The sequence below is a fragment of the Neptuniibacter sp. QD34_54 genome (assembly GCF_047778055.1).
Taxonomy (GTDB): domain Bacteria; phylum Pseudomonadota; class Gammaproteobacteria; order Pseudomonadales; family Balneatricaceae; genus Neptuniibacter.
In genome coordinates this window covers 3125149-3144261 of sequence record NZ_CP180546.1, presented here as the reverse complement: position 1 = coordinate 3144261, position 19113 = coordinate 3125149, and the positions used below count along the sequence as shown (strand labels likewise).

18 protein-coding genes are annotated in these 19113 nt (G+C 44.1%); 8 read left to right on the top strand and 10 right to left on the bottom strand.

The genetic code is table 11. The features are described 5' to 3' along the window. Positions 1 to 247 precede the first annotated feature (247 nt). Positions 248 to 1615 carry a molecular chaperone gene (gene yegD / locus ACMXYP_RS14295; protein ID WP_415882305.1) on the top strand — a complete coding sequence of 456 codons (1368 nt, stop codon included), beginning with the start codon at positions 248 to 250 and terminating at the stop codon, positions 1613 to 1615. A gap of 30 nt (positions 1616 to 1645) precedes the next feature. On the opposite strand, the gene ACMXYP_RS14290 is transcribed toward yegD, so the two are convergent. From ACMXYP_RS14290 to ACMXYP_RS14275, 4 genes are all read right to left on the bottom strand, one after another. Next, on the bottom strand, positions 1646 to 2290 hold the full coding sequence (locus ACMXYP_RS14290) for a hypothetical protein (RefSeq protein ID WP_415882304.1): 645 nt from the start codon (positions 2288 to 2290) through the stop codon (positions 1646 to 1648). Further along, complete coding sequence (locus ACMXYP_RS14285; protein WP_415882303.1) at positions 2287 to 2784, bottom strand: RNA polymerase sigma factor; 498 nt, start codon at positions 2782 to 2784, stop codon at positions 2287 to 2289. The genes ACMXYP_RS14290 and ACMXYP_RS14285 overlap by 4 nt, the downstream gene beginning before the upstream one ends. A gap of 98 nt (positions 2785 to 2882) precedes the next feature. Further along, the gene (locus tag ACMXYP_RS14280; RefSeq protein ID WP_415882302.1) at positions 2883 to 3815 is read right to left on the bottom strand and encodes a DoxX family protein; all 933 of its coding nucleotides are present in this window, start codon (positions 3813 to 3815) and stop codon (positions 2883 to 2885) included. Between the two features lie 382 nt (positions 3816 to 4197). Further along, the gene (locus ACMXYP_RS14275; RefSeq protein ID WP_415882301.1) at positions 4198 to 4956 is read right to left on the bottom strand and encodes a substrate-binding periplasmic protein; all 759 of its coding nucleotides are present in this window, start codon (positions 4954 to 4956) and stop codon (positions 4198 to 4200) included. 267 nt (positions 4957 to 5223) lie between these two features. Here ACMXYP_RS14275 and ACMXYP_RS14270 point away from each other — a divergent pair, with 267 nt between their 5' ends. Beyond that, positions 5224 to 5820, top strand: a complete 597-nt coding sequence (locus ACMXYP_RS14270) for a hypothetical protein (protein WP_415882300.1) — start codon at positions 5224 to 5226, stop codon at positions 5818 to 5820. Between the two features lie 95 nt (positions 5821 to 5915). Here the strand turns inward: ACMXYP_RS14270 and ACMXYP_RS14265 are convergent, their stop codons facing one another. The 5 genes from ACMXYP_RS14265 to ACMXYP_RS14245 all read right to left on the bottom strand — a co-directional run bounded on the left by ACMXYP_RS14265 (position 5916) and on the right by ACMXYP_RS14245 (position 9571). Next, positions 5916 to 6977: a DUF3137 domain-containing protein gene (locus ACMXYP_RS14265; protein WP_415882299.1), complete on the bottom strand. Its 1062-nt coding sequence runs from the start codon at positions 6975 to 6977 to the stop codon at positions 5916 to 5918. Between the two features lie 128 nt (positions 6978 to 7105). After that, positions 7106 to 7741, bottom strand: coding sequence for a cation transporter (locus ACMXYP_RS14260; protein ID WP_415882298.1), 636 nt, complete (start codon positions 7739 to 7741; stop codon positions 7106 to 7108). 97 nt (positions 7742 to 7838) lie between these two features. Beyond that, positions 7839 to 8285 (bottom strand): Cd(II)/Pb(II)-responsive transcriptional regulator, encoded by a 447-nt coding sequence (cadR, locus tag ACMXYP_RS14255; RefSeq protein ID WP_415882297.1) that lies wholly within the window; start codon positions 8283 to 8285, stop codon positions 7839 to 7841. A gap of 61 nt (positions 8286 to 8346) precedes the next feature. Further along, the gene (locus tag ACMXYP_RS14250) at positions 8347 to 9093 is read right to left on the bottom strand and encodes an EAL domain-containing protein (protein WP_415882296.1); all 747 of its coding nucleotides are present in this window, start codon (positions 9091 to 9093) and stop codon (positions 8347 to 8349) included. Beyond that, positions 9083 to 9571 (bottom strand): hypothetical protein, encoded by a 489-nt coding sequence (locus ACMXYP_RS14245; protein ID WP_415882295.1) that lies wholly within the window; start codon positions 9569 to 9571, stop codon positions 9083 to 9085. Before ACMXYP_RS14245 ends, ACMXYP_RS14250 begins: the two co-directional genes overlap by 11 nt. A 255-nt stretch (positions 9572 to 9826) precedes the next feature. On the opposite strand from ACMXYP_RS14245, the gene ACMXYP_RS14240 reads away from it, so the two are divergent. From ACMXYP_RS14240 to ACMXYP_RS14220, 5 genes are all read left to right on the top strand, one after another. Beyond that, entirely contained in the window at positions 9827 to 11497 is a 1671-nt protein-coding gene (locus ACMXYP_RS14240) for an ATP-binding protein (protein WP_415882294.1), read from the top strand. Positions 11498 to 11578: 81 nt separating this feature from the next. Then, positions 11579 to 12367: a substrate-binding periplasmic protein gene (locus tag ACMXYP_RS14235; protein ID WP_415882293.1), complete on the top strand. Its 789-nt coding sequence runs from the start codon at positions 11579 to 11581 to the stop codon at positions 12365 to 12367. A gap of 148 nt (positions 12368 to 12515) precedes the next feature. Then, positions 12516 to 12980 (top strand): DUF302 domain-containing protein, encoded by a 465-nt coding sequence (locus ACMXYP_RS14230; RefSeq protein WP_415882292.1) that lies wholly within the window; start codon positions 12516 to 12518, stop codon positions 12978 to 12980. Positions 12981 to 13270: 290 nt separating this feature from the next. Further along, complete coding sequence (locus tag ACMXYP_RS14225) at positions 13271 to 13840, top strand: TetR/AcrR family transcriptional regulator (protein ID WP_415882291.1); 570 nt, start codon at positions 13271 to 13273, stop codon at positions 13838 to 13840. Positions 13841 to 13944: 104 nt separating this feature from the next. Then, a complete protein-coding gene (locus ACMXYP_RS14220) occupies positions 13945 to 14886 on the top strand; it encodes a DMT family transporter (protein WP_415882290.1) in 942 nt (313 codons plus the stop codon). On the opposite strand, the gene ACMXYP_RS14215 is transcribed toward ACMXYP_RS14220, so the two are convergent. Next, the gene (locus ACMXYP_RS14215) at positions 14816 to 15739 is read right to left on the bottom strand and encodes a LysR family transcriptional regulator (protein ID WP_415882289.1); all 924 of its coding nucleotides are present in this window, start codon (positions 15737 to 15739) and stop codon (positions 14816 to 14818) included. The genes ACMXYP_RS14220 and ACMXYP_RS14215 overlap by 71 nt on opposite strands. Before the next feature lie 411 nt (positions 15740 to 16150). Between ACMXYP_RS14215 and ACMXYP_RS14210 the strand changes: the two genes are divergently transcribed. Next, positions 16151 to 18979 (top strand): FAD-binding and (Fe-S)-binding domain-containing protein, encoded by a 2829-nt coding sequence (locus ACMXYP_RS14210; protein WP_415882288.1) that lies wholly within the window; start codon positions 16151 to 16153, stop codon positions 18977 to 18979. The last annotated feature ends 134 nt before the right edge of the window (positions 18980 to 19113 follow it).

Below are 19113 nucleotides of genomic sequence, written 5' to 3'. Positions count from 1 at the left end.
CGATAAGCGCTCTATTTTTGGAAGTTTGTTCACAAGTGTATTGGGCGTGTTATGTAAGTACCTACTCTCTTCTTGCCCTTTGTAGCTTAAGGTTATCCAAAGGCTGGAAAGTTAAAAAACGATTGTTATTTTCTTACAAGTGGCATGCTTAACTTGAGGATTATTTATAGAGGAATTTGGTGCTTATCAAGGGCGTTAAAAAGTGTTATTTTGCGCGCCCTTTTTCTGAAGAAATAAGATCGAAAGCATGATTGCTGGTTTTGATTACGGTAGTTCAAATTGTGCCATGGGCGTTCTGAAAGCAGATAATAGTGTGCAGTTATTGTCACTTTATCAGCAGCAGAAATATGTACCTTCTACTCTATATGCACTCTCTCGCGAATTAATCTGCGAGGGTGTTGCGCGTCAAATTAGTAATCCTAAGATTCGTGATACTTATCTAAAAGAGAGAAGTCTCCAATTAAGGCAGGCGTCTGCGTCTCGTTTGTCTCTAGGCGTTTTATCTGATGAGCAGACTCTCTTTATTGGCGAGGAAGCAATTGAACAATATATCGATCTGCCAGAAGAAGGCTATTTTGTTAAATCTCCAAAATCCTTTTTAGGCGCGAGTGGCTTACAAACCCAGCATTTGGCATTTTTTGAAGATGTCGTCACAGCCATGATGTTCCAGATAAAGCAGGCGGCAGAAAAATCACTGGGTGATTCGATCACCCAAACGGTAATAGGGCGTCCGGTTAACTTCCAAGGTAGTGGAGGGGAAGAGGCTAATCAGCAGGCTTGTCGTATATTGAAATGTGCTGCTGAGAGAGCTGGTTTTGTCGACGTTGAGCTTCTGTATGAGCCCTTAGCAGCCGGAATTGATTTTGAAGCGGGGTTAGAGGAAGACAAAGTCGTTTTAGTTGTCGATGTCGGTGGTGGTACCAGTGACTGTTCTATTGTCAAAATGGGCCCGAGCTATCGCGATAAGCCAGAACGTTCAGCTGACTTCCTTGGTCATAGTGGTGCTAGGGTAGGGGGAAATGACCTTGATATTCACCTAGCTTACTACGGATTAACGCCAGTTCTAGGCATGGGAGGGAAATTGAAAAATGGGTTACCTATTCCCTCTCAGTCCTACTGGAATGCCGTATCTGTAAATGACATTCCCTCGCAGGTCGAATTCAATAGCTTAGCTTCGATCGAAATGATGGAGCAAATGCAGCGTGATGCAGCGGAGCCTGAAAAAGTAGCGCGCTTAATTCAGCTGCAAGAACAGAAACAAAGCTATCAGTTAGTGCGTAGTGCTGAGCTGGCAAAGATCTCTTTGTCTGATCAGGAGCAAGTTATTTCGGATCTAAGCTACCTTGATAAGGAATTGTCTCAGTCAATCAGTCGTGAAGTGTATGAGTCGGCAATAGAGCGCCCAGTATCTAAGATTGTAGATCTGATGAGTGAAGTGATTAAACAAGCCGGCTGCACACCTGAGCTGGTTTATGTGACAGGCGGTACGACAAAATCGCCTGCTGTCCGGCAGGCAATTGCATCTTTATTGGGTGATATAGACGTTGTTGATGGCGATCACTTTGGTAGCGTGACAGCTGGGCTTACACGCTGGGCAGAGAAGCTTTACCGCTAAACCAATGCGCTAAAGCATAATGGGTGTGGTTTATTCTGTGGTGTGTGCAATACCCAGTAATAAGCCGCCTTCTTGCCAGAGAGTAACAGCTGTTCCTTGGTTGTTAATAATATTCTGAGTATCAACCTGTTCTAGGGTTAGGCCCTCTGGATATTCTGCTTGGTAGAAAGTGTAGATCTGATTGTTCTCAATGTTGCGCACCTTCAACTGAGCAGCAATTTCACCATTAATTGAACAGTAGCTACCGCCAATCAACTGCCACATATCTTTTCCAAGTTTGCTTGATGAAATCAGTTTAAAGCTTAGCTGGGTTAGCTGTTGTCCAAGTTCATCTATAGAAGATGTGTATATAGAAATTTCGCTTGGCTGTTCATGATGGCCCGCAATTTCATTCACAATACTTGGGCCTGATATAGGCATAGGCATCAAACTGACAACCATAAAAATGCAGGCTAAAGCCAACGTCGGAACCATTAATTGCGGCAGTCTAAACCAAGTTTTGCATTGATCAAACCAGCTAATTTTGGCTTTCGGGGTTTCAACATTTATATCCGCTTGGTTGCTAAGCTCTTCTTGCATAGACAGAAGTTGAGCTAACTTGTCTTCACTTAAGGACTGATCTTGGTAGTGCGCTTTAAGAGCTGATTTTAAGTTTTTAGGTGCGGTTGATTTCATTGCATCGCCTCCTTTGGAACCCATTGCTCTTCGGTTAGCTCTAGTTGGACTCGCTTTTTTAATCGGTGCATTTTGGATAGCAAGGTGCCTCGCGGCACTCCCTGTATCTCAGCTATTTCTGTCATGCTGTACTCTTCTATTGCCCATAGATAGAGTAATTCGCTTTCTTCTGCGCTTAGTAGCTTTAATAGCTGTTCAACATCACGTTGTTGGATAAATAAGGTTTCCAAAGAGTCTGATGATGTTTGGTTTATCTTTTCTACTGCATCAGGTAAATCAGATAAAGAAAGCAGTTTGTTATCCCCACGGCATTGATCAATAAAAGCGTTACGAATGCTACGCTTTATATAGGCTTCAGGTTCCTTTATTTGTGCAGAGTTAGTGCGTAGAAATTTCTCTACGCACTGCTGGAGCAGGTCATATGCCTGATCCTCATTTCGAGTCAGGGATAAAGCATAGCGATAAAGTTGGTTGAGCCTATTTTTGTCTAGCATTTATAAGTCGTACCGTGGCTGCCCAAACATAAAGTGTGGGCAGCCTAATCAGATAATTATGGGCTAAGCCATTTGGAACACTAATTATCTGAAGAGTTTCATTCGGTAGCGGTTATTTTTGCCTCCGATGGTCTCTTAAACGAATTTTTGAGGCGTGTGATCAAATCATTTAGGGCAAAACGTTCGCCACCACCGAAACGAATCAAGACAACCCCAGCAGCAAGAAAAGCAAATTCGCGTTTAAAGCTATTTAGGTTAGCGATTAGGCTTTTATCAAAATTAAGCTTATAGCCCATATACCAGAGCATAATAGCTACGGTTACTGCACCTGCTGTTCTAACTAATATCGGTGGTGCAAATAGAATAATTAGGCCCGCAAGTAACAGTAGAGGTTGCCACGTAGCAAAGGTAGGGACTTTTGCGAACGCGCCGAAGCTACCACTGACTAAAAACATGATGCCAATCGAGAGGCGGAGCAGTAACCCTAGGGCATCCCAACTGATGCCGTAATCATGCTGTCTATGTAAAACGTCAAGGCTATAACGACCTGGGCCCAGATTAAAAAGCACAAACATCATACCGGAAAGCGCGATATCTCTGATCTGTACAAACATGGCCGGGGAGGTATAGGTTTTTACCGCAATCTCAGTGTCAGGCACCGTCATGACGGGTAATGAGAATACAAAGCTCCAAAGCAGGAAAGCATAAATAAGTGCTAGAGGTCTCACTAAAAAACCAACGACTAAGGCGATACCAGAGATAAGCTCAAAAGCTGAAAGTGAGGTCAGAAAGAGAGATGGAGTTAATAGCTCGCCTAAGAAACCCGTAAACAGATATTGTTGAAAAAGCTCATTAATATAGCCTGTTGATCCCATGTAATTAGCAACGATGGCATCATGTTTAGTGCTGGAAAGTAACTGGCTGAGTTTAGATACGCCGCCAATAATAAAAAGAATACCGAGACCTAAGCGTAAATATAGAGCTGCTTCATCGTAGTCTCTTTGTCGATTGTGAGTAAGGGTATTATTCATCTATATAAGCCTTGCAGATAAAAAAAATGCCCCGCTGAGCTTTTCCAAGTTGAACAACAAAACTGGGGTGTAAGCATGTTGTTTGCTTTGAAGTGACAGGTGCTCTTGGGGCGTTAAGGTGTAGCTGCCTTTAAAGACGAACCAGTAGGTGTTTTGATTGCACGATTTTGAAAATTAATTATGAAAAAGATGCAAAAAAGGGTGGGTTTTCTGAATTAAGGTGTTGATTTAAAGGGTAATAACTGAAAGCTTAATTCACAAGGTTAAAAAATAAACAAGCCGCTATAAGCCTTTATTCATGGGCTTTTTAACGGTTGTCCAAAATTAATATACACGCTTATCCACAGAAAACTGGGGTAAGTTTTATTTTAAGTAGATAGTGTTATTCAACTGCAAAAGGGGAAATTAATTTAAGTGCATTTCCTTCAAAGTCTTCTTCGCGAAGTTGTTTTAAAGCTTGATCAAACTCATCCTTCCGTAGTGCCCAACGAGAATTTGAAGATAGGCCAATAAATAGATCGACCCTGTTTCCAGGTTTAAAAACTGCTTTATCTATTTGAGGCGTTAAACCTCGTGAAGCAAGCTCATAATCTGCTTGGCAGTCGGTGCCGATAAAACTATCAATTCTTCCCTCTAACAATAGGTTGGGAAGCACAGCTTCTTGAGTCACATTTTTTTTATAGATATCTGTATCTTGATCAAATTCTGTGTAATAAGCAGAGCCACCCACCATGCCAATGGTCATCGCATGCATATCTCTATGTTTGCTGATGCGGCGAGACTTACCATGAGGAAGATAGAGTTGGGTACTGCAACTGTAGTAGTGAGGGTAAGCGTAGGTAATGTATTCAGCTCTTTCTTCGCGCCATGCTAAACCGCTCATCGCGTCGATCTGACCATTTTTCATCATCCGCAAGCAACGTTTCCATGGACAGCGTAAGTAGTGGACCTTAAAGCCTATTCGTTCAGACAACTTTTTCCATAACTCGTGGTCAATACCAGTTACGGTTTCAGGCGTCACGAAGCGGAACGGAGGCCAAGAATCAGCGCCAACAACTAATGTATCGGCATCTGCTTTAGCGGTATTAATGCAAAAAAGAGCCGTTAGCACTAGTGTGTAGATGAAAGGGCGTCGTAACAACGGAATACCTCTATAAGACAGCAGAAAATACGTTTATCTCTTCACTATAGTCAAAAACGTGTTGGAGAGGTCGATGAGCTTATTGTGAGTGGACAGGTGTTGATCTTGTGAACAGATAACTGCACACTAGGACAAAAGGATTTTTAATAAGTTAAGTGTTCAAAGGAATGGGCATGAAAACCACACCTATACAATCCAAAGTGGATTGTATCTTTTTCTGTTTAGCTTTGTTTAGCACGTCACCGTTTTATAGGGAGGCGTGTTGAAATGCTAACGAGTCTTCACTTCCAAGATACCATTGGTGTAATAGTCTTAACTGCGTTGGTAAGCTACCTCTTTTTTGATGGCTTTCTAAATGTGACCTGCAAAGGCTTTTATACCCGCTTATTTTTTCATTCTAATAACATAGCGATCATGTCATTACTGGCTACTTTAGGTTTTTCAGACCTATTGGGGTTAGTTGCCGCAGAGACTATGGGTGTCATGGGGTTTTACCTACTTTTACTTTCTGTATTACCCATTTTTATCGCTATTGTTTACGCCTTTACCTTAGAGCCACCATCGCTGCATCTACTTTATGAACGTTGCCGGCAAGAGATTAATTATCTTAACTGGGGAGTGAAATTGGAGATGGTGATTATTCTATCTGCAACCCTGTGTTTGGCATCAGGCCTATCTCAAGTGGAGACGTTTCGTGATTGGTTTGGCTACTTTAGCCTGGGGCATATGTTAGTTACTTATCTGGGGTTATTGGGTATTGTTGCTTTTGTAGTACAGGCCTTTTTCAATCAAGTAATGTTGATAGTTCGCTCTACCCTAGCAGTAAGTTTTTTCTATCCGGTTATCCACGTGATGTCTTTGTAGATGACTGTGCAGTTGTAGCGAAGGATTAAAAAGCCCTTTTTGAATTTAACAAAAAGGGCTTTTTTCTGCTGATAGGAATGCAGGATTGAAGAAGGTTAAGCGCCGCTAGCCTCTAGTGCGATAACCGTCAGTTCTTCAATCATTTCGATCTCCTGTAGCATCGGATAAAGCACTGTTTCTTCACATATGTCGCCATGAAGGTTAGGCGCCATAAATAGATCTTTTGGTCGGTGTAGTAGCATGACACACTGGCTACCAAACAGGCTCATCTCAGTTGCAGCCACGTCTAACTTATCCGTAAAGCTTTTGTAATTTTGCAAGAAGTCCGGTGTCAGGATCTGTTTAGCATAAGCTTCATCTTCAGCGTAAATATGAAAGTCCTGGCCAAAGGGATTGTTGTCTAACGTGATACGCTGATCTTTATCCATAGGCTTCTGCTGGAAAAAGCTAAGCACTTTTCCCCAATTTGCTTGTAGGATCACACGAGAAGAGAAGGTTTTTGGCAGCGTCATATTCAGGATCACCCCTTTAAATTCGGTGCTCTTCCTTGTATTTCCTTTAGCGTCAGTTTTCATTCGGCTTAACTGGCACTCTACCATTTCTACAGCTACAGCCCCAATCTCTGTACGGAGGTAATCCTCTTGTATGGTCAAATCTTCTTGATGTGGTGGCAGTATGCGGCTATCGCGCACTGAATCCAGCGGTATGATTCCGTGACGCTCATAATGAAAACCGTCTAAATGATCGAGGATTTTTGGCAGTAAATTTTCAGCAAAATGATGATTGAAGTCTTGTTTGAATTTAGCTGCTTGAAGCCCTGAAATTATTAGCGGGATGATCGCTAAGAAGAGGCCGCCCCCAATAAATATCACAATAGAAATGACTGCACAGGCTAGGGACGTGATAAAACCAATTAGCAAACGACGGTCACATGCTTTTTTGGCTTTTTCTCGCTCTTTAAGCAGCTCTGCCCATTCAGGAGCGCAGGCCCGCTTTAGCGCTTCGAACTGTTCTGGAGCTACATCAAACTTCAGTTGCGCAGGCTTTTTACGAAAAATTCGGTAGACGATAAAATCAACAATCGTATCGAGCAATGCGTCAGTTGCGGTATCGAGGCGCTTTTGGCGGCTATTGGGTTGGTAAGATGGAGCGTTCACACAGAGCCTACTATTATTCAGACAATTATAGAGATCTGAGCATAACAACGCTTTTTACGGATTTAAACTGACTAGGTTTGTAGGGATATAAACACTAGTCAGTGTAGAGCTTAGTTTCTTTTGAAACTTTAGGAGCAGGATTCCCTAGGTAGAGTATTTAATTCCTGCCTTGCTTGTTTTATTACACTTATGCCAGCGCTGGTGGCTAATAGGCCCATGATGGTTGCTACTAAAAGATCTGGCCATGCTTGCCCACTACCTAATACACCCGCAGCAGCGATCATCACTGCAACATTGCCAATGGCATCATTTCGACTACATAGCCATACAGATCGCATATCAGCATCGCCACTGCGGAATGTATAAAGCATGATAGCGACAGTTACATTCGCTACTAATGCTAGTAAGCCAATAATGCCCATAGTGACTGGTTCTGGAGTTTGGCCATTAAACGCATCCCATAGTACTTTTAGCAAAACGGCTATGCCAAACAGTAGCATGGTTGATCCTTTGATCAGGGCTGCTCTGGATCGCCATAACATACCCATAGAAAGAACGGACAGTGAGATGGCATAGTTTGCGGAATCGCCTAAAAAGTCGATCGCGTCAGCGAGTAGAGATGCTGAAGAAGCATTAAAGCCCGCGATTATTTCGATGATAAACATGCTAGCGTTTATCCATAGAGCGATCCATAAGGCTCTTCGAAAGCGGCCATCTTCTAATGCACTTTTAGAATGGTTAGCGTTACAACAACTGTCGGCCATTGTTTTTTTCCTCAAAACGACATTGTCAAAAATAGTTCTAAGGTTATTAAAAAGCCTGTAGTCACTACAGGGTCAAGTGCGTTACTGAAGGTCTACCTTAATGCCCATGTAGACCGTTAATATGAGTATCTGATTCTGGGTCAGTATGGGGTTTATCCGAAGAGAGGCCTTCAAGGATCCCGCAGTGCTCTATATCACTCTCAGAATTACAACGTTGTCGTAAATTACGTAGATCTTGTTCTAAAGATGTGAGTGCCTGAATACGTTTAACAACGTGCTCAATATGACTATCTACCAGCTCATTAATATCTTGGCAGCTTTCACTGGGGTGATCCTTGAGCTCTAACAGGGTACGGATTTCATTGAGGCTCATATCTAAACTGCGGCAGTTACGGATAAATAGAATACGGTTTCGATGTTGTTCGTTATAAATTCGGTAATTGCCCTCGGAACGATAGGGGGAAGGAATTAATCCCTCCTTTTCCCAATAGCGAATCGTTTCTATGGGACATTCTGTTTGTTTAGCTAGTTGGCCGATTTTCATAAAGTTATCCTCAAACTCTAAAGTAATTATAGACTTTGCAGAGGTGAGTGAAAGTATTTACCTAAGGGGTAACGTCAGTTGTATGGTCGCAGACTAAGTATCGATGTTCTGATGGAGTGGAGTAGAGGTAGCCTTGAATTAAATCGACACCGGCCCAGCGTACAAAGTCTGATTGGAGTTGGGTTTCAACGCCTTCAGCCACGATGATGCAGCCTTTCGATGAGCACAGCTTAATTATTTGATGATAAAAGCTGGCCGCCCAGAGGTCTGTTGGTACATCGTTTAGCAGCTTTACGTCTAACTTAATAATGTCGAAGGGGGCTTGTAAAAGCCGCTGTAAATTGGAATATCCCGCGCCAAAGTCATCCATGGCGATACTAAATTCATGTTGCTTTAGAAAAGAGACACGACGCGACACAAGCTCATCACTGATGTCGTGCTCGCAAATTTCTAACACTAATCGCTGTTTCTGTTTCTCATCTAGATTTAAAAGAACGTCTTGCCAGAGTTTTTGAAAAAGTTGATCGCAGGCAATCAGAGGTCCTGCAAGATTAATCCAAATACTAGATTCATCCTGAAACTGAGCGTCCAATGCGTCTTTTATCTGCTGACTGGTCATTTTTACAAGTAGCTCGGTATTGCGATATAGATAGGGGATAAGTTCTCGCATGGGTATTTTCGCGCCCGAATCTAAGAAGAAGCCTCTACATAGGATTTCTCTGCCGTAGCCATTATCTAACCCTGCAGTAAAAAGCTCCTGTGAATACCAAACAAGGTGGGCGTCGCGACCACTATAGTTAAACAGCATAAGTCGCCTCGTCGGTATCTAGGCAAGAATAGATAGAGTCTTCATCTTTTAGGCGTTGGCTAATTTCCTGCAGAAAACTCTGAATGTTCAGGTTATTTTCCATATTGATCAGACGATTACCTTTGGTCAGTTTTAGATGATGAATGTAATCGCTGGTGTTATGGCATGTCTGTTGTAACTTCTTGTAACTCTGAGTAAGGGCTAGCTTTTGTTTAGCGCTTAATTCGCTACCTTGTAAGGTTGGTACCAGAAAGCAGGTTTCTAGATCGAGATGAATGACGACCCCTTTTATCAACTTTTTTAGTGCCTTATCGAGTTGTAACAAATGACAAAAATCGCGTGACAGTAATCGTTGAATAGTGGCGATTTCTTCTTCGAGTTGTTTGTGTTGTGTTAACAACACTGCACTCCACTGGGTATTGTTATGTCCTTTGAGTAAGGCATTAGCGATGGAGTGGTTGGTACTAGCTAGGCGCATATTGATGGTCTCCTGCCAGAATTTTCATACTTGTGACCTTTACCTAATAAGCCAATGAAGAAAAATAATAGGTCACAGAACCAATAAGATGTAATTTGAATGCATCTTATTGTTTTTAAAATGTATGTCAAATGTATTTTATGTGCCCTTCTAAGGCCTGCTGTTTAAATCTAGATAGTTATAGAGGGAATTTGGTGAATAGGCGGTTCCTTAACTATTCTGAATTGAGTTATCCCATTTGTATTCACTGTGGTTATGTCTGAGAAAACGCCATCCATAGAAGCGCTAGAGAAGAAGATTCGCGAGTTAGAAGAAGAGAACGAGATTCTCTCTGACTTTGCTGGATTATCTTCTGAGTGGTTTTGGGAGCAGGATGCGTCTTTCAGGTTTGTGCGATTTTGGGGCATGTTGACGGAGAAGCTACAGCGTAAACAGAGCTTATTTATCGGTAAGCGACGGTGGGAAATGCCTATCCAAGGGTTAACCGCTGAAGAGATACAGGCACATATCGATTGCTACGAACAGCACCTACCTTTCCGTGATTTTGAATATGAAGTACCAGGTAACGATGGTGCTATTCAACATTATTCCGTCAGTGGTAAACCAGCTTATGACCGAGAGGGCAATTTCACCGGTTATCGTGGCGTAGGCCGTAATTTAACTCTTCTGCATAATGCCCAGAAGGCAGTTCGTGCAAGCCAGCAACAACTCTCGCAAATCTTACAGGGCAGCCCAATTGCCACCTTTGTTATCGATAAAGAGCATAAGGTGACCCATTGGAATAAAGCCTGCGAAGCACTGACCGGTGTGCCTGCCAACGAAGCGATTGGTCGTGATGATAGTTGGCGTGGTTTCTATGCTGAATCAAGGCCGACTATGGCTGACCTTGTTGTGGATAATGCCCCCGTTGCCAAAATACGGGAGTATTACGATTACCACTTTGCTGTGTCTAGCTTGATTAGCGGTGCCTGTGAGGCGGAGGATTTGTTTCCCAATATTGGCCCTTCAGGGCATTGGTTGCACTTTAATGCTTCGCCGCTTTTAGATACAGAAGGTAATACGGTTGGTGCCATTGAGACCTTGCAAGACATAACTGACCGAGTTAAAGCTCAGCAAGCGGAAAAAGACCACCATCTCAAGTTAAAACGTGCGCATGAGGAGTTACAGTCAACTTTGCAGCAGTTGGTCGAGGCTAAAAAACTGGCAGGGCTTGGACGATTAGTTTCTGGTGTAGCGCATGAACTGAACTCTCCTTTAGGAAACATTTTGCTGGGATTAACAACTGCGCAAAATAATTTAGAAGAGATTCAACAGTCTTTTGAATGTAAAAACCTGAGTCAGTCACAATTGAGCCAATACCTAGAAACTGCAGCTGAATCGATAGCGTTGATGGATCATAACCTTAATCGAAGTATTAACCTGATCAATCGCTTTAAAGAGCTTTCAAGTGATACCAAAACAAAAATCACGAGTAATTTCTCACTACAGGAGGTCGCATTAGGTGTATTTGGGGCCTATCAGCACAGGTGTGCTGAACGACAAATTGACTTAGTAACTGCTGTTCCCTCGAATCTCATGATTTGTAGTAATGAAGAGGCGCTTGAACAGATATTAGTTAGTCTTCTGGAAAACAGTTTGAACCATGCTCAGCTAGGCGAAGGTAGTCGAATTGAACTTACAGTGACTAACGTAAAATCGGGTATCGAAATAGGTTTTTCTGACAATGGTAAAGGGATGAATGAGAAAGCAAAAGAGCATGCGTTTGATCCATTTTTCTCATCAAAAATGGGGCATGGTACGTCGGGATTAGGTCTGTATAGGGTCTACAATCTGGTTTCTGTTGTATTGGGGGGGAGTATTAACCTGTATAACAATGAGCCGGGGTTGCTAGTGAAAATAACGTTGCCTGATTTGTCTAGCGTGTGAATGAGCATATGCGGCTGAGTACCTGAGTTAAGTGTCTATACTTACCATTGCTCCTTAATTTAATAAGAATAAATTGAGCCTATGCGTAACTGTAACTTACTTATTTGGACGAAGGATTTAGCGCAACTAAAAGTGCGTATTTTGCGCTTGTTAGTAATTGGTTGTGCTTTAGTTTTTAGCTATCAAGTTGCAGCACAACCTGATTTAAAAGTGATTACTGAAGATTGGGCACCATACAACTATGAAGAAGGCTCTGAGTTAAAAGGATTCTCAATCGAAATAGTCCAAGCGGTTATGAATGAGTTGGGAGAACAATATCCTATATCCATCTATCCAGGTGCCCGAGGTGACCGGATGTTGGAAACCTTACCTAATGTGATGTACTTCTCTTTGTTTCGGACACCTGAAAGGGAAGATAAGTTTAAGTGGATCGGTCCTATATCCCAAGAGGCCATCTATTTTTATAAACGTAAAGATAATCTGCAAACCTACAAAACAATTGATGACATAAAGCAAGCGAATAACATCACTGTTCCTTACAAAGGGTTGGTCGCAAATAAGGTGGATGAGCTGGGTATTACCAATGTAATAAAGCTTTCTGCAAGAGATCGCCAATTCAGCCTGTTGTTTTCAAACAGAGCGGAGCTTGCGGTTAATACCAGCCCCTTAGGCGTAGCTTATTATCTGAAACAGATTGATAAACCTGTGGACTCGTTGGTAGCTACAGGCGTAAAACTACTCGAATTTCCTCTCTATATTGCTTGCTCCAAAGAGATCCCAGATAGTGTGATCGAACGTTGGCAGGCGGCTCTGGAAAAAGTGAAAGCATCCGAGAAGTACGAACAAATTTACAGCAAATACTTAATGTAAAAGTTACCTATTACCTCCCGAATAATTTGCCTCCCGTTGTAAATCAGGCCCATATTAAATAGCAAAACCCTGTATATCACCTAAATTGAATTAATTGTGATCTTGCTTGTCCGAGCTAAGCAATTAGATATTTTGAATAGGGAGATAAATGATGGGAAAAATCACAGGTACGGTAGCGGGTACAGTTGCTCTTGGCGTTGCAATGAGTGCTTCAGTTCAAGCTGGAGATGGCATGATCAATGTGAAAAGCCAGCACAGCGTGGTTCAAACGGCAGATAAGTTAGAAACCGTTTTGAATGATAAAGGTATGACCGTCTTTGCCCGTATCGACCATAGTGCGGGTGCTGAGAAAATTGGTAAGCAACTACGAGATACTCAACTGGTTCTATTTGGCAATCCAAAGGTGGGCACGCCATTGATGCTCTGTGCACAAAGTGTTGCGATCGACCTGCCGCAGAAAGCACTGATCTGGGAAGATGCTGAAGGCACTGTTTGGTTAAGCTATAACGATCCAGCTCACTTAGCTAAGCGCCATAATATTCAAGGGTGCGAGGAAGTACTAAACAAAGTGTCGGGCGCTTTGGGTAAGTTTGCGAAGGCGGCAACGCAGTAAAGATAGGACGCCACTACGTGGCTAGAGGACGGCTTCGCCTAGAGGACGCTGCTACGTGGCTAGAGGACGGCTTCGCCTAGAGGACGCTGCTACGCAGCTAGAGAAAAAGAAAGGCTGCTTGCGCCTAGAAAGCTCCATATCATGGCTTTAGAGCAATGATCTACAGTCGTTGTCTTTCCAGCGAAGGCTGGAATCTATGGTTCGTAATAAGCTGTAGTTATCCGTAAGCTTGAAATTACTTTCTGTACCTACTAGTATGTTTGTTACTTAAATATTGAGCACACTAAGTTATGGCAGCTACACGCGAGTTATTGATTGATACCATGAAGCAACTGCTTTGGGAGCGGGGCTATGATGCTACTAGTCCTAATCAGGTGTTAGAGCGTAGTGGTGTGGGTAAAGGTAGTTTCTACCACCATTTTAAAGGCAAGAAGGATCTGGCGATTGCTGCGATGGAATCCCGAACAGATGACCTGATAGCCGAGTTTGATCAGATCATTGCGCAAACGGATGGGGATTGGTTAGCTCAAGTCAGTGCTTATTTAAGATTGCCACGACATGCGTTGAAGGGCTGTCGTATGGGGCGGATCGTTCAAGATCCATCGGTTGAAGATGAACAGCTGTTAGCACCTTTGGAGCGTTATTTCTCCACAATGCATAAACGCTTCACAGCTATTTATACCGAGGCGCAAGCATCTGGTGCATTGGTAAAGATCCATAAACCAGAAGCTTTAGCAAAGTTAACCTTGAGTGTCTTACAGGGCGGTTTTGTTGTAGGGCGAGCGGTGCAGCAAGATGATACGGTGGGTGATGTCTGCGAGAGTTTCTTAGATATGTTGGCAGCACTGAAAACGAACTAAAAATCGTTGAGAAACAGCCTGTTTAATCACGGGCTTTTTTTGAAATATAAATTGTACCTACTGGTATGTACAGGATTTGCTAGAGGCATAGTTAAGGAGGCAATATGAAAGTTTATCTAAATCAGAACATCATACTGATGCTGCTATTTATAGCGGTGTATGGCTCCGGATTCGTTGGGGCAAAACTTGGCCTAGGTTACAGCGAACCGTTTACCTTTTTAGCTGTGCGTTTTGCTATTGCGGGTGGCTTGCTTGCATTGGGTGCGGTATTACTCAGTGCACCTTGGCCAAAAAATCCTGGGTGGATTTTAGTAACGGGAATCTTAATGCAGGGGCTATTTTCGGTAGGCGTTTTTTATGCGCTTTATTTGGGTATGAAGCCAGCCGTATGTGCCTTGATTATTGCGTTGCAGCCATTGTTAGTCACAGTGCTGGCTGGACCATATCTGAAAGAGCAGGTCACTGGCTGGCGCTGGCTTGGTTTGCTGATAGGTATCAGTGGTGTAGCAGTTGTTGTCGCTGATGGGCTAGCTGTTGAAGGGATTAGCTGGACGACCCTAATCTGGGCTCTACTTGGGTTATTGGGGTTGTCGCTAGGGCAGTTAATTCAGAAAAAGCACTGTGCCGATATGCACTTGATCAGCGGTGGAGCATTGCAGGTATTAGGTACGGTTCCCGTGATGCTGTTGTTAGCGTTTCAATTTGAAACGATGCAGATGCAGTGGCATCTTGATCTAGTTTTGGCCATCTTCTGGATGGCGGTTGGCGTATCCTTAGGGGCAGTGAGCTTGCTCTATATCTTGATTAATCGAAACAGTGCATCCCAGGTTGCCAGCGTGTTTTATGGTATACCGGTCGCTGCAGCACTAATCGCATGGCCTCTATTTGAACAAGTACCCACCATGGCCGACTGGGGCGGTTTTGCGGTGGTGGTCGTCGGTATTTTAGTTGCCAATATCAGGTTGAAAGAGACGATTACTCATGAAAACGTTGCGAATGAAACGCGCAGCAATGCTTCTCATAAGCTTCCGCTAGAAGCTCAATAAAGGCACTGATCTTACGGGGCACGTAGCGAATATTGGGGTAGATCGCATAAATGCCGACATCGCGGTAAACCCATTCCTGTAATACTGGGACAAGTTCGCCGCGGGCAACCTCGTCACGGACGAGGAAGACAGGCATAAATGCAATCCCAGTACCGGCAATCGCGGATTCTCTTAAGGTAACAAGAGAGCTTGCCTGAAAACGGCCATTTACTTTAATACGATCGGGCTGGCCTTTCACCGTGATTGGCCAGTCATGGGGGCCGGTTTCTTGATATTTAAACTGCAGGCAGTTGTGCGCTTCTAGATCGGTAACTTTTGTCGGAGTGCCTTGTTCTTTTAAATACTCTGGTGAAGCATAAGCGTACCAACGGGATTGCACTAAAAGACGGGCACGCAAGGTTGAATCGGATAAAGTACCGGTACGAATTGCGAGGTCAAAACCGTTTGATATCAGATCTTGAAAGCTATCCTTAATCACCATCTCAACCTTCATCTCTGGATAACGTTTTAGATATTCATCGACGACGGCAGGAAGGAAGAACTGACCCGAAATCATCGGTGCAGCAATACGTAAAAGGCCCTGAGGTTGCTCAGCATGTTGAGACACTGCTTGCTCGGCTAGCGCCACACCACTCTCTAGTTGCTGACAGTGGTGATAAAACTCTTCACCGGCTTCTGTAAGGTTCAACTTTCGTGTGGTGCGGATTAGCAACTGCACGCCTAAATGCTTTTCCAGCCGCGAAATATGTTTGCTCACTACAGAGCTCGCTACGCCTCTTTGTTCCGCGACCGCGCGGAAAGACTTGAGTTTCACCACTTGGGCGAACAGCAGCATATCATCCAGATTATTCATATCGGTCTTATTATTCAATATTTGGAATCAATTAAATTCGATTGTGCACGCTAATTTAATTATAGCGTTTGAGCTAACCTATCTCAAAACCATAATAACTAGGGAACCTACGAATAAGTCCTATACGACTTTGCTATGCCCCTTGGGTACAGGCTTAAAGAGCAATTGAAGCACGAGGCAATGATTACAGGCATGCTGGTTACCTGTCGAAAATCATTAACAAAGTGATTCGGTTGCTCTGTAAGCCCCGTAGGGTGGGCTCTAAAACGACCATCTACTTTGTCAGTCAGCTTGAAAAGGTCCAGACATTTCGCTGCACTGACTTTCGCGTATCTGGTCGTTTTATAGCTCACTGAGAAAGTATGAGACTTATCAGTAGGTTCCCATAAGCTCAACTGACAGGATCGCATCATGCAGGAACAGGATAAATACCAAGAATTTATTGCTGAAGCCGCTAAGTTTATTCCGGAAAAGCGGATTATTACTGATTACCTTCGTACCCTTGCTTACGGTACGGATGCAAGCTTCTACCGCTTGCTACCGAAGGTGATTGTGCAAGTGGCGGAAGAGTCCGAAGTGATCCGTCTGATGGCTTTAGCGACAAAACTGAATTTGCCGATTACGTTCCGTGCTTCTGGCACCAGCCTGTCAGGTCAGTCCATTACCAATTCGATCATGCTTTCCTTAACACCGGATTGGAAAGATTATGAGATTCTTGAGTCAGGTAAAAAGATCCGCATGCAGTGTGGTGTGCTGGGAGGCGATGCCAACCGTTATTTAGCACCTCTAGAACGCCAACTTGCGCCAATGCCAGCGTCGATCGATGCGGCTACTGTGGGTGGTATCGCTATTAACAATGCGGCGGGCATGAACTCTATGGACACATACGGTGTTATGGATTCAGCTCGCTTTGTTCTGTTAGACGGCACTGTACTGGATACAGGCTCAGAAGAGAGTCGTGAAGCGTTCCGCGTGAGTCATGCAGGCATGATTGCCGACGTAGAAGCGCTATCGAAAAAGCTGCGCAGTAACACCGCGTTAAGCAAACGTATCTTGCGTAAATACGAAGTTAAAAACACCACCGGTTATGGTTTACGTTCTTTAATCGAGTGGGATGATCCGATCGATATGATTGCGCGCTTGATGATTGGATCAGAAGGCACGCTAGGCTTTATTTCCGAGATTACACACAACACGATTCGTAAATACCCGCTAAAAGCCTCTGCGTTTTTGGTCTTCCCTGATATCCGTACAGCAAGTATTGCGGTTACGCGATTTAAGCTAAATAAAACACCGGTATCTGCGGCAGAGATGATCGACTATTTTGCACTTAAAGCTGTACAACACATGGATGGTGTACCAAGTTATATCCAAGGTGTTCCCGAAGGTGCGACAGCGATCTTGGTTCAAGCCGAAGCCGATGAACAAGAGGTTCTAGAAAGCCATATCGCGACGATTCTTGCTGAGATTGATGATCTAGAATTGGTTGTGCCTGCCAGCTTTACCGATAAGCCATCGGAATATCAGGCGTACTGGAATGTGCGTAAAGGGATCTTCCCGGCGGTGGGTGCGACGCGTCCGAAAGGTACGACTGCCCTGATCGAAGACGTCGCTTTCCCAATCGAAACGCTAGCAGATGCGTTGGTGGATCTTCAGCAGTTGATGCAGAAGTTTGGTTACGATGATGGTGTTATTTATGGCCACGCTTTAGATGGCAACCTGCACTTTATCTTCTCGCAAGGCTTTAGCAGTAAAGAAGAGGTCGATCGTTACGAACGCTTTATCGATGAAGTCTGCGATGTCGTTGTTAACAAATACGATGGCTCTCTAAAAGCGGAACACGGCACAGGTCGTAACATGGCTCCTTTCGTCCAGAAAGAGTGGGGGGATGAAGCCTACAGCGCCATGTTGGAGATCAAGCGTATCTTCGATCCACAAGGCATCTTAAACCCGGATGTCATGATTACCCAGAATCCAAAGCTGCATATTAGTAACCTGAAGCCGATGAAGGCTGTTAGCGATATTGTCGATCAGTGTATCGAATGTGGTTTCTGTGAGCGTATGTGCCCATCGAAAAATCTAACCCTCAGCCCGCGCCAGCGTATTATCGGCAAGCGCGAACTGGCGTTGTTAGAAGGTGAAAACCAGCAAGCTTTCGCTGATGAATATGACTATATGGCAGTAGATACCTGTGCGGGCTGTGGCTTGTGCTCAACGGTTTGCCCTGTAGGCATCAATACCGGTGATTTGGTTCGACAGCTTCGCCACGAACGTCATGCCAGCCGAGAAGGTATGTCCGAATGGATCGCTAATAACTTTGGGACGGTTACCAAAGCGGCGAAAACCGCCTTTGGTATAGCTGATATGAGTCACGGCTTGCTGGGTAGTAAAGCCATGGGTGCAGTAACGCGTACCGCGCGTAAACTCTCTGGTAATAAGATTGGTTACTGGAGTCCAGAGATGCCGACCCCGGCACCTAAACTGGAGACTGAAAAGCGCCAACCAGCTCAGCCAACTAATACCTCAGGTAACAAACTGAAAGTGGTTTACCTACCAAGCTGTGCTAGCCGTACCATGGGCCCAGCACGCGGCGCAGAAGAACAAATCTCGCTTGTGGACAAAACAGAAGCGCTGCTACGCAAAGCAGGCTTTGAGGTTATCTATCCACAAAACCTTAAAGAACAATGCTGCGGTATGCCGTTTAAGAGTAAAGGCATGTTTAACCAGGCCGAAGCTAAAGCTGCTGAAACAGTCGATATGCTGCTCGAAGCGAGTAATGGCGGAGAGATTCCTGTCTACTGTGACACTAGTCCATGTACGATGCAGCTAAAAGAGAATCTAGATTCTCGTATCAAGTTGTATGAGCCGGTCGACTTTATTCACACCTTTATGATGGACAAGCTGGACTTCCAGCCTGTGGATGACAAAGTTGCACTGCACATCACCTGTTCGGCACGTCGCTTAGGCCTCGATCAAAAAATCGTCGAAGTGATGAATGCCTGCAGCACTAATGTCGTGGTTCCAGATCAGATTACCTGCTGTGGTTTTGCCGGTGACAAAGGCTTCACCACACCAGAACTGAATGAATCAGCACTACACACACTAGCGGATCAAGTTGAAGGCTGCAGCAGCGGCTACTCAACCAGCCGTACCTGCGAAATCGGCCTAAGCCACCATTCCGGTATCGACTACCAGTCCATCGTCTACTTAGTAGATCAGTGTACTGAGAGGAAGGTGTAGGAATAGAACGCTTCGCTTTTAGGACGCCGCTTCGCGGCTAGAGAACGGCTGCGCCTAGAGGACGCCACTGCGTGGCTAGAGAAAAAGCCAGTTCAAGTTATCACAGGGATGTTTTTAGCTGAAACCTGACGCCC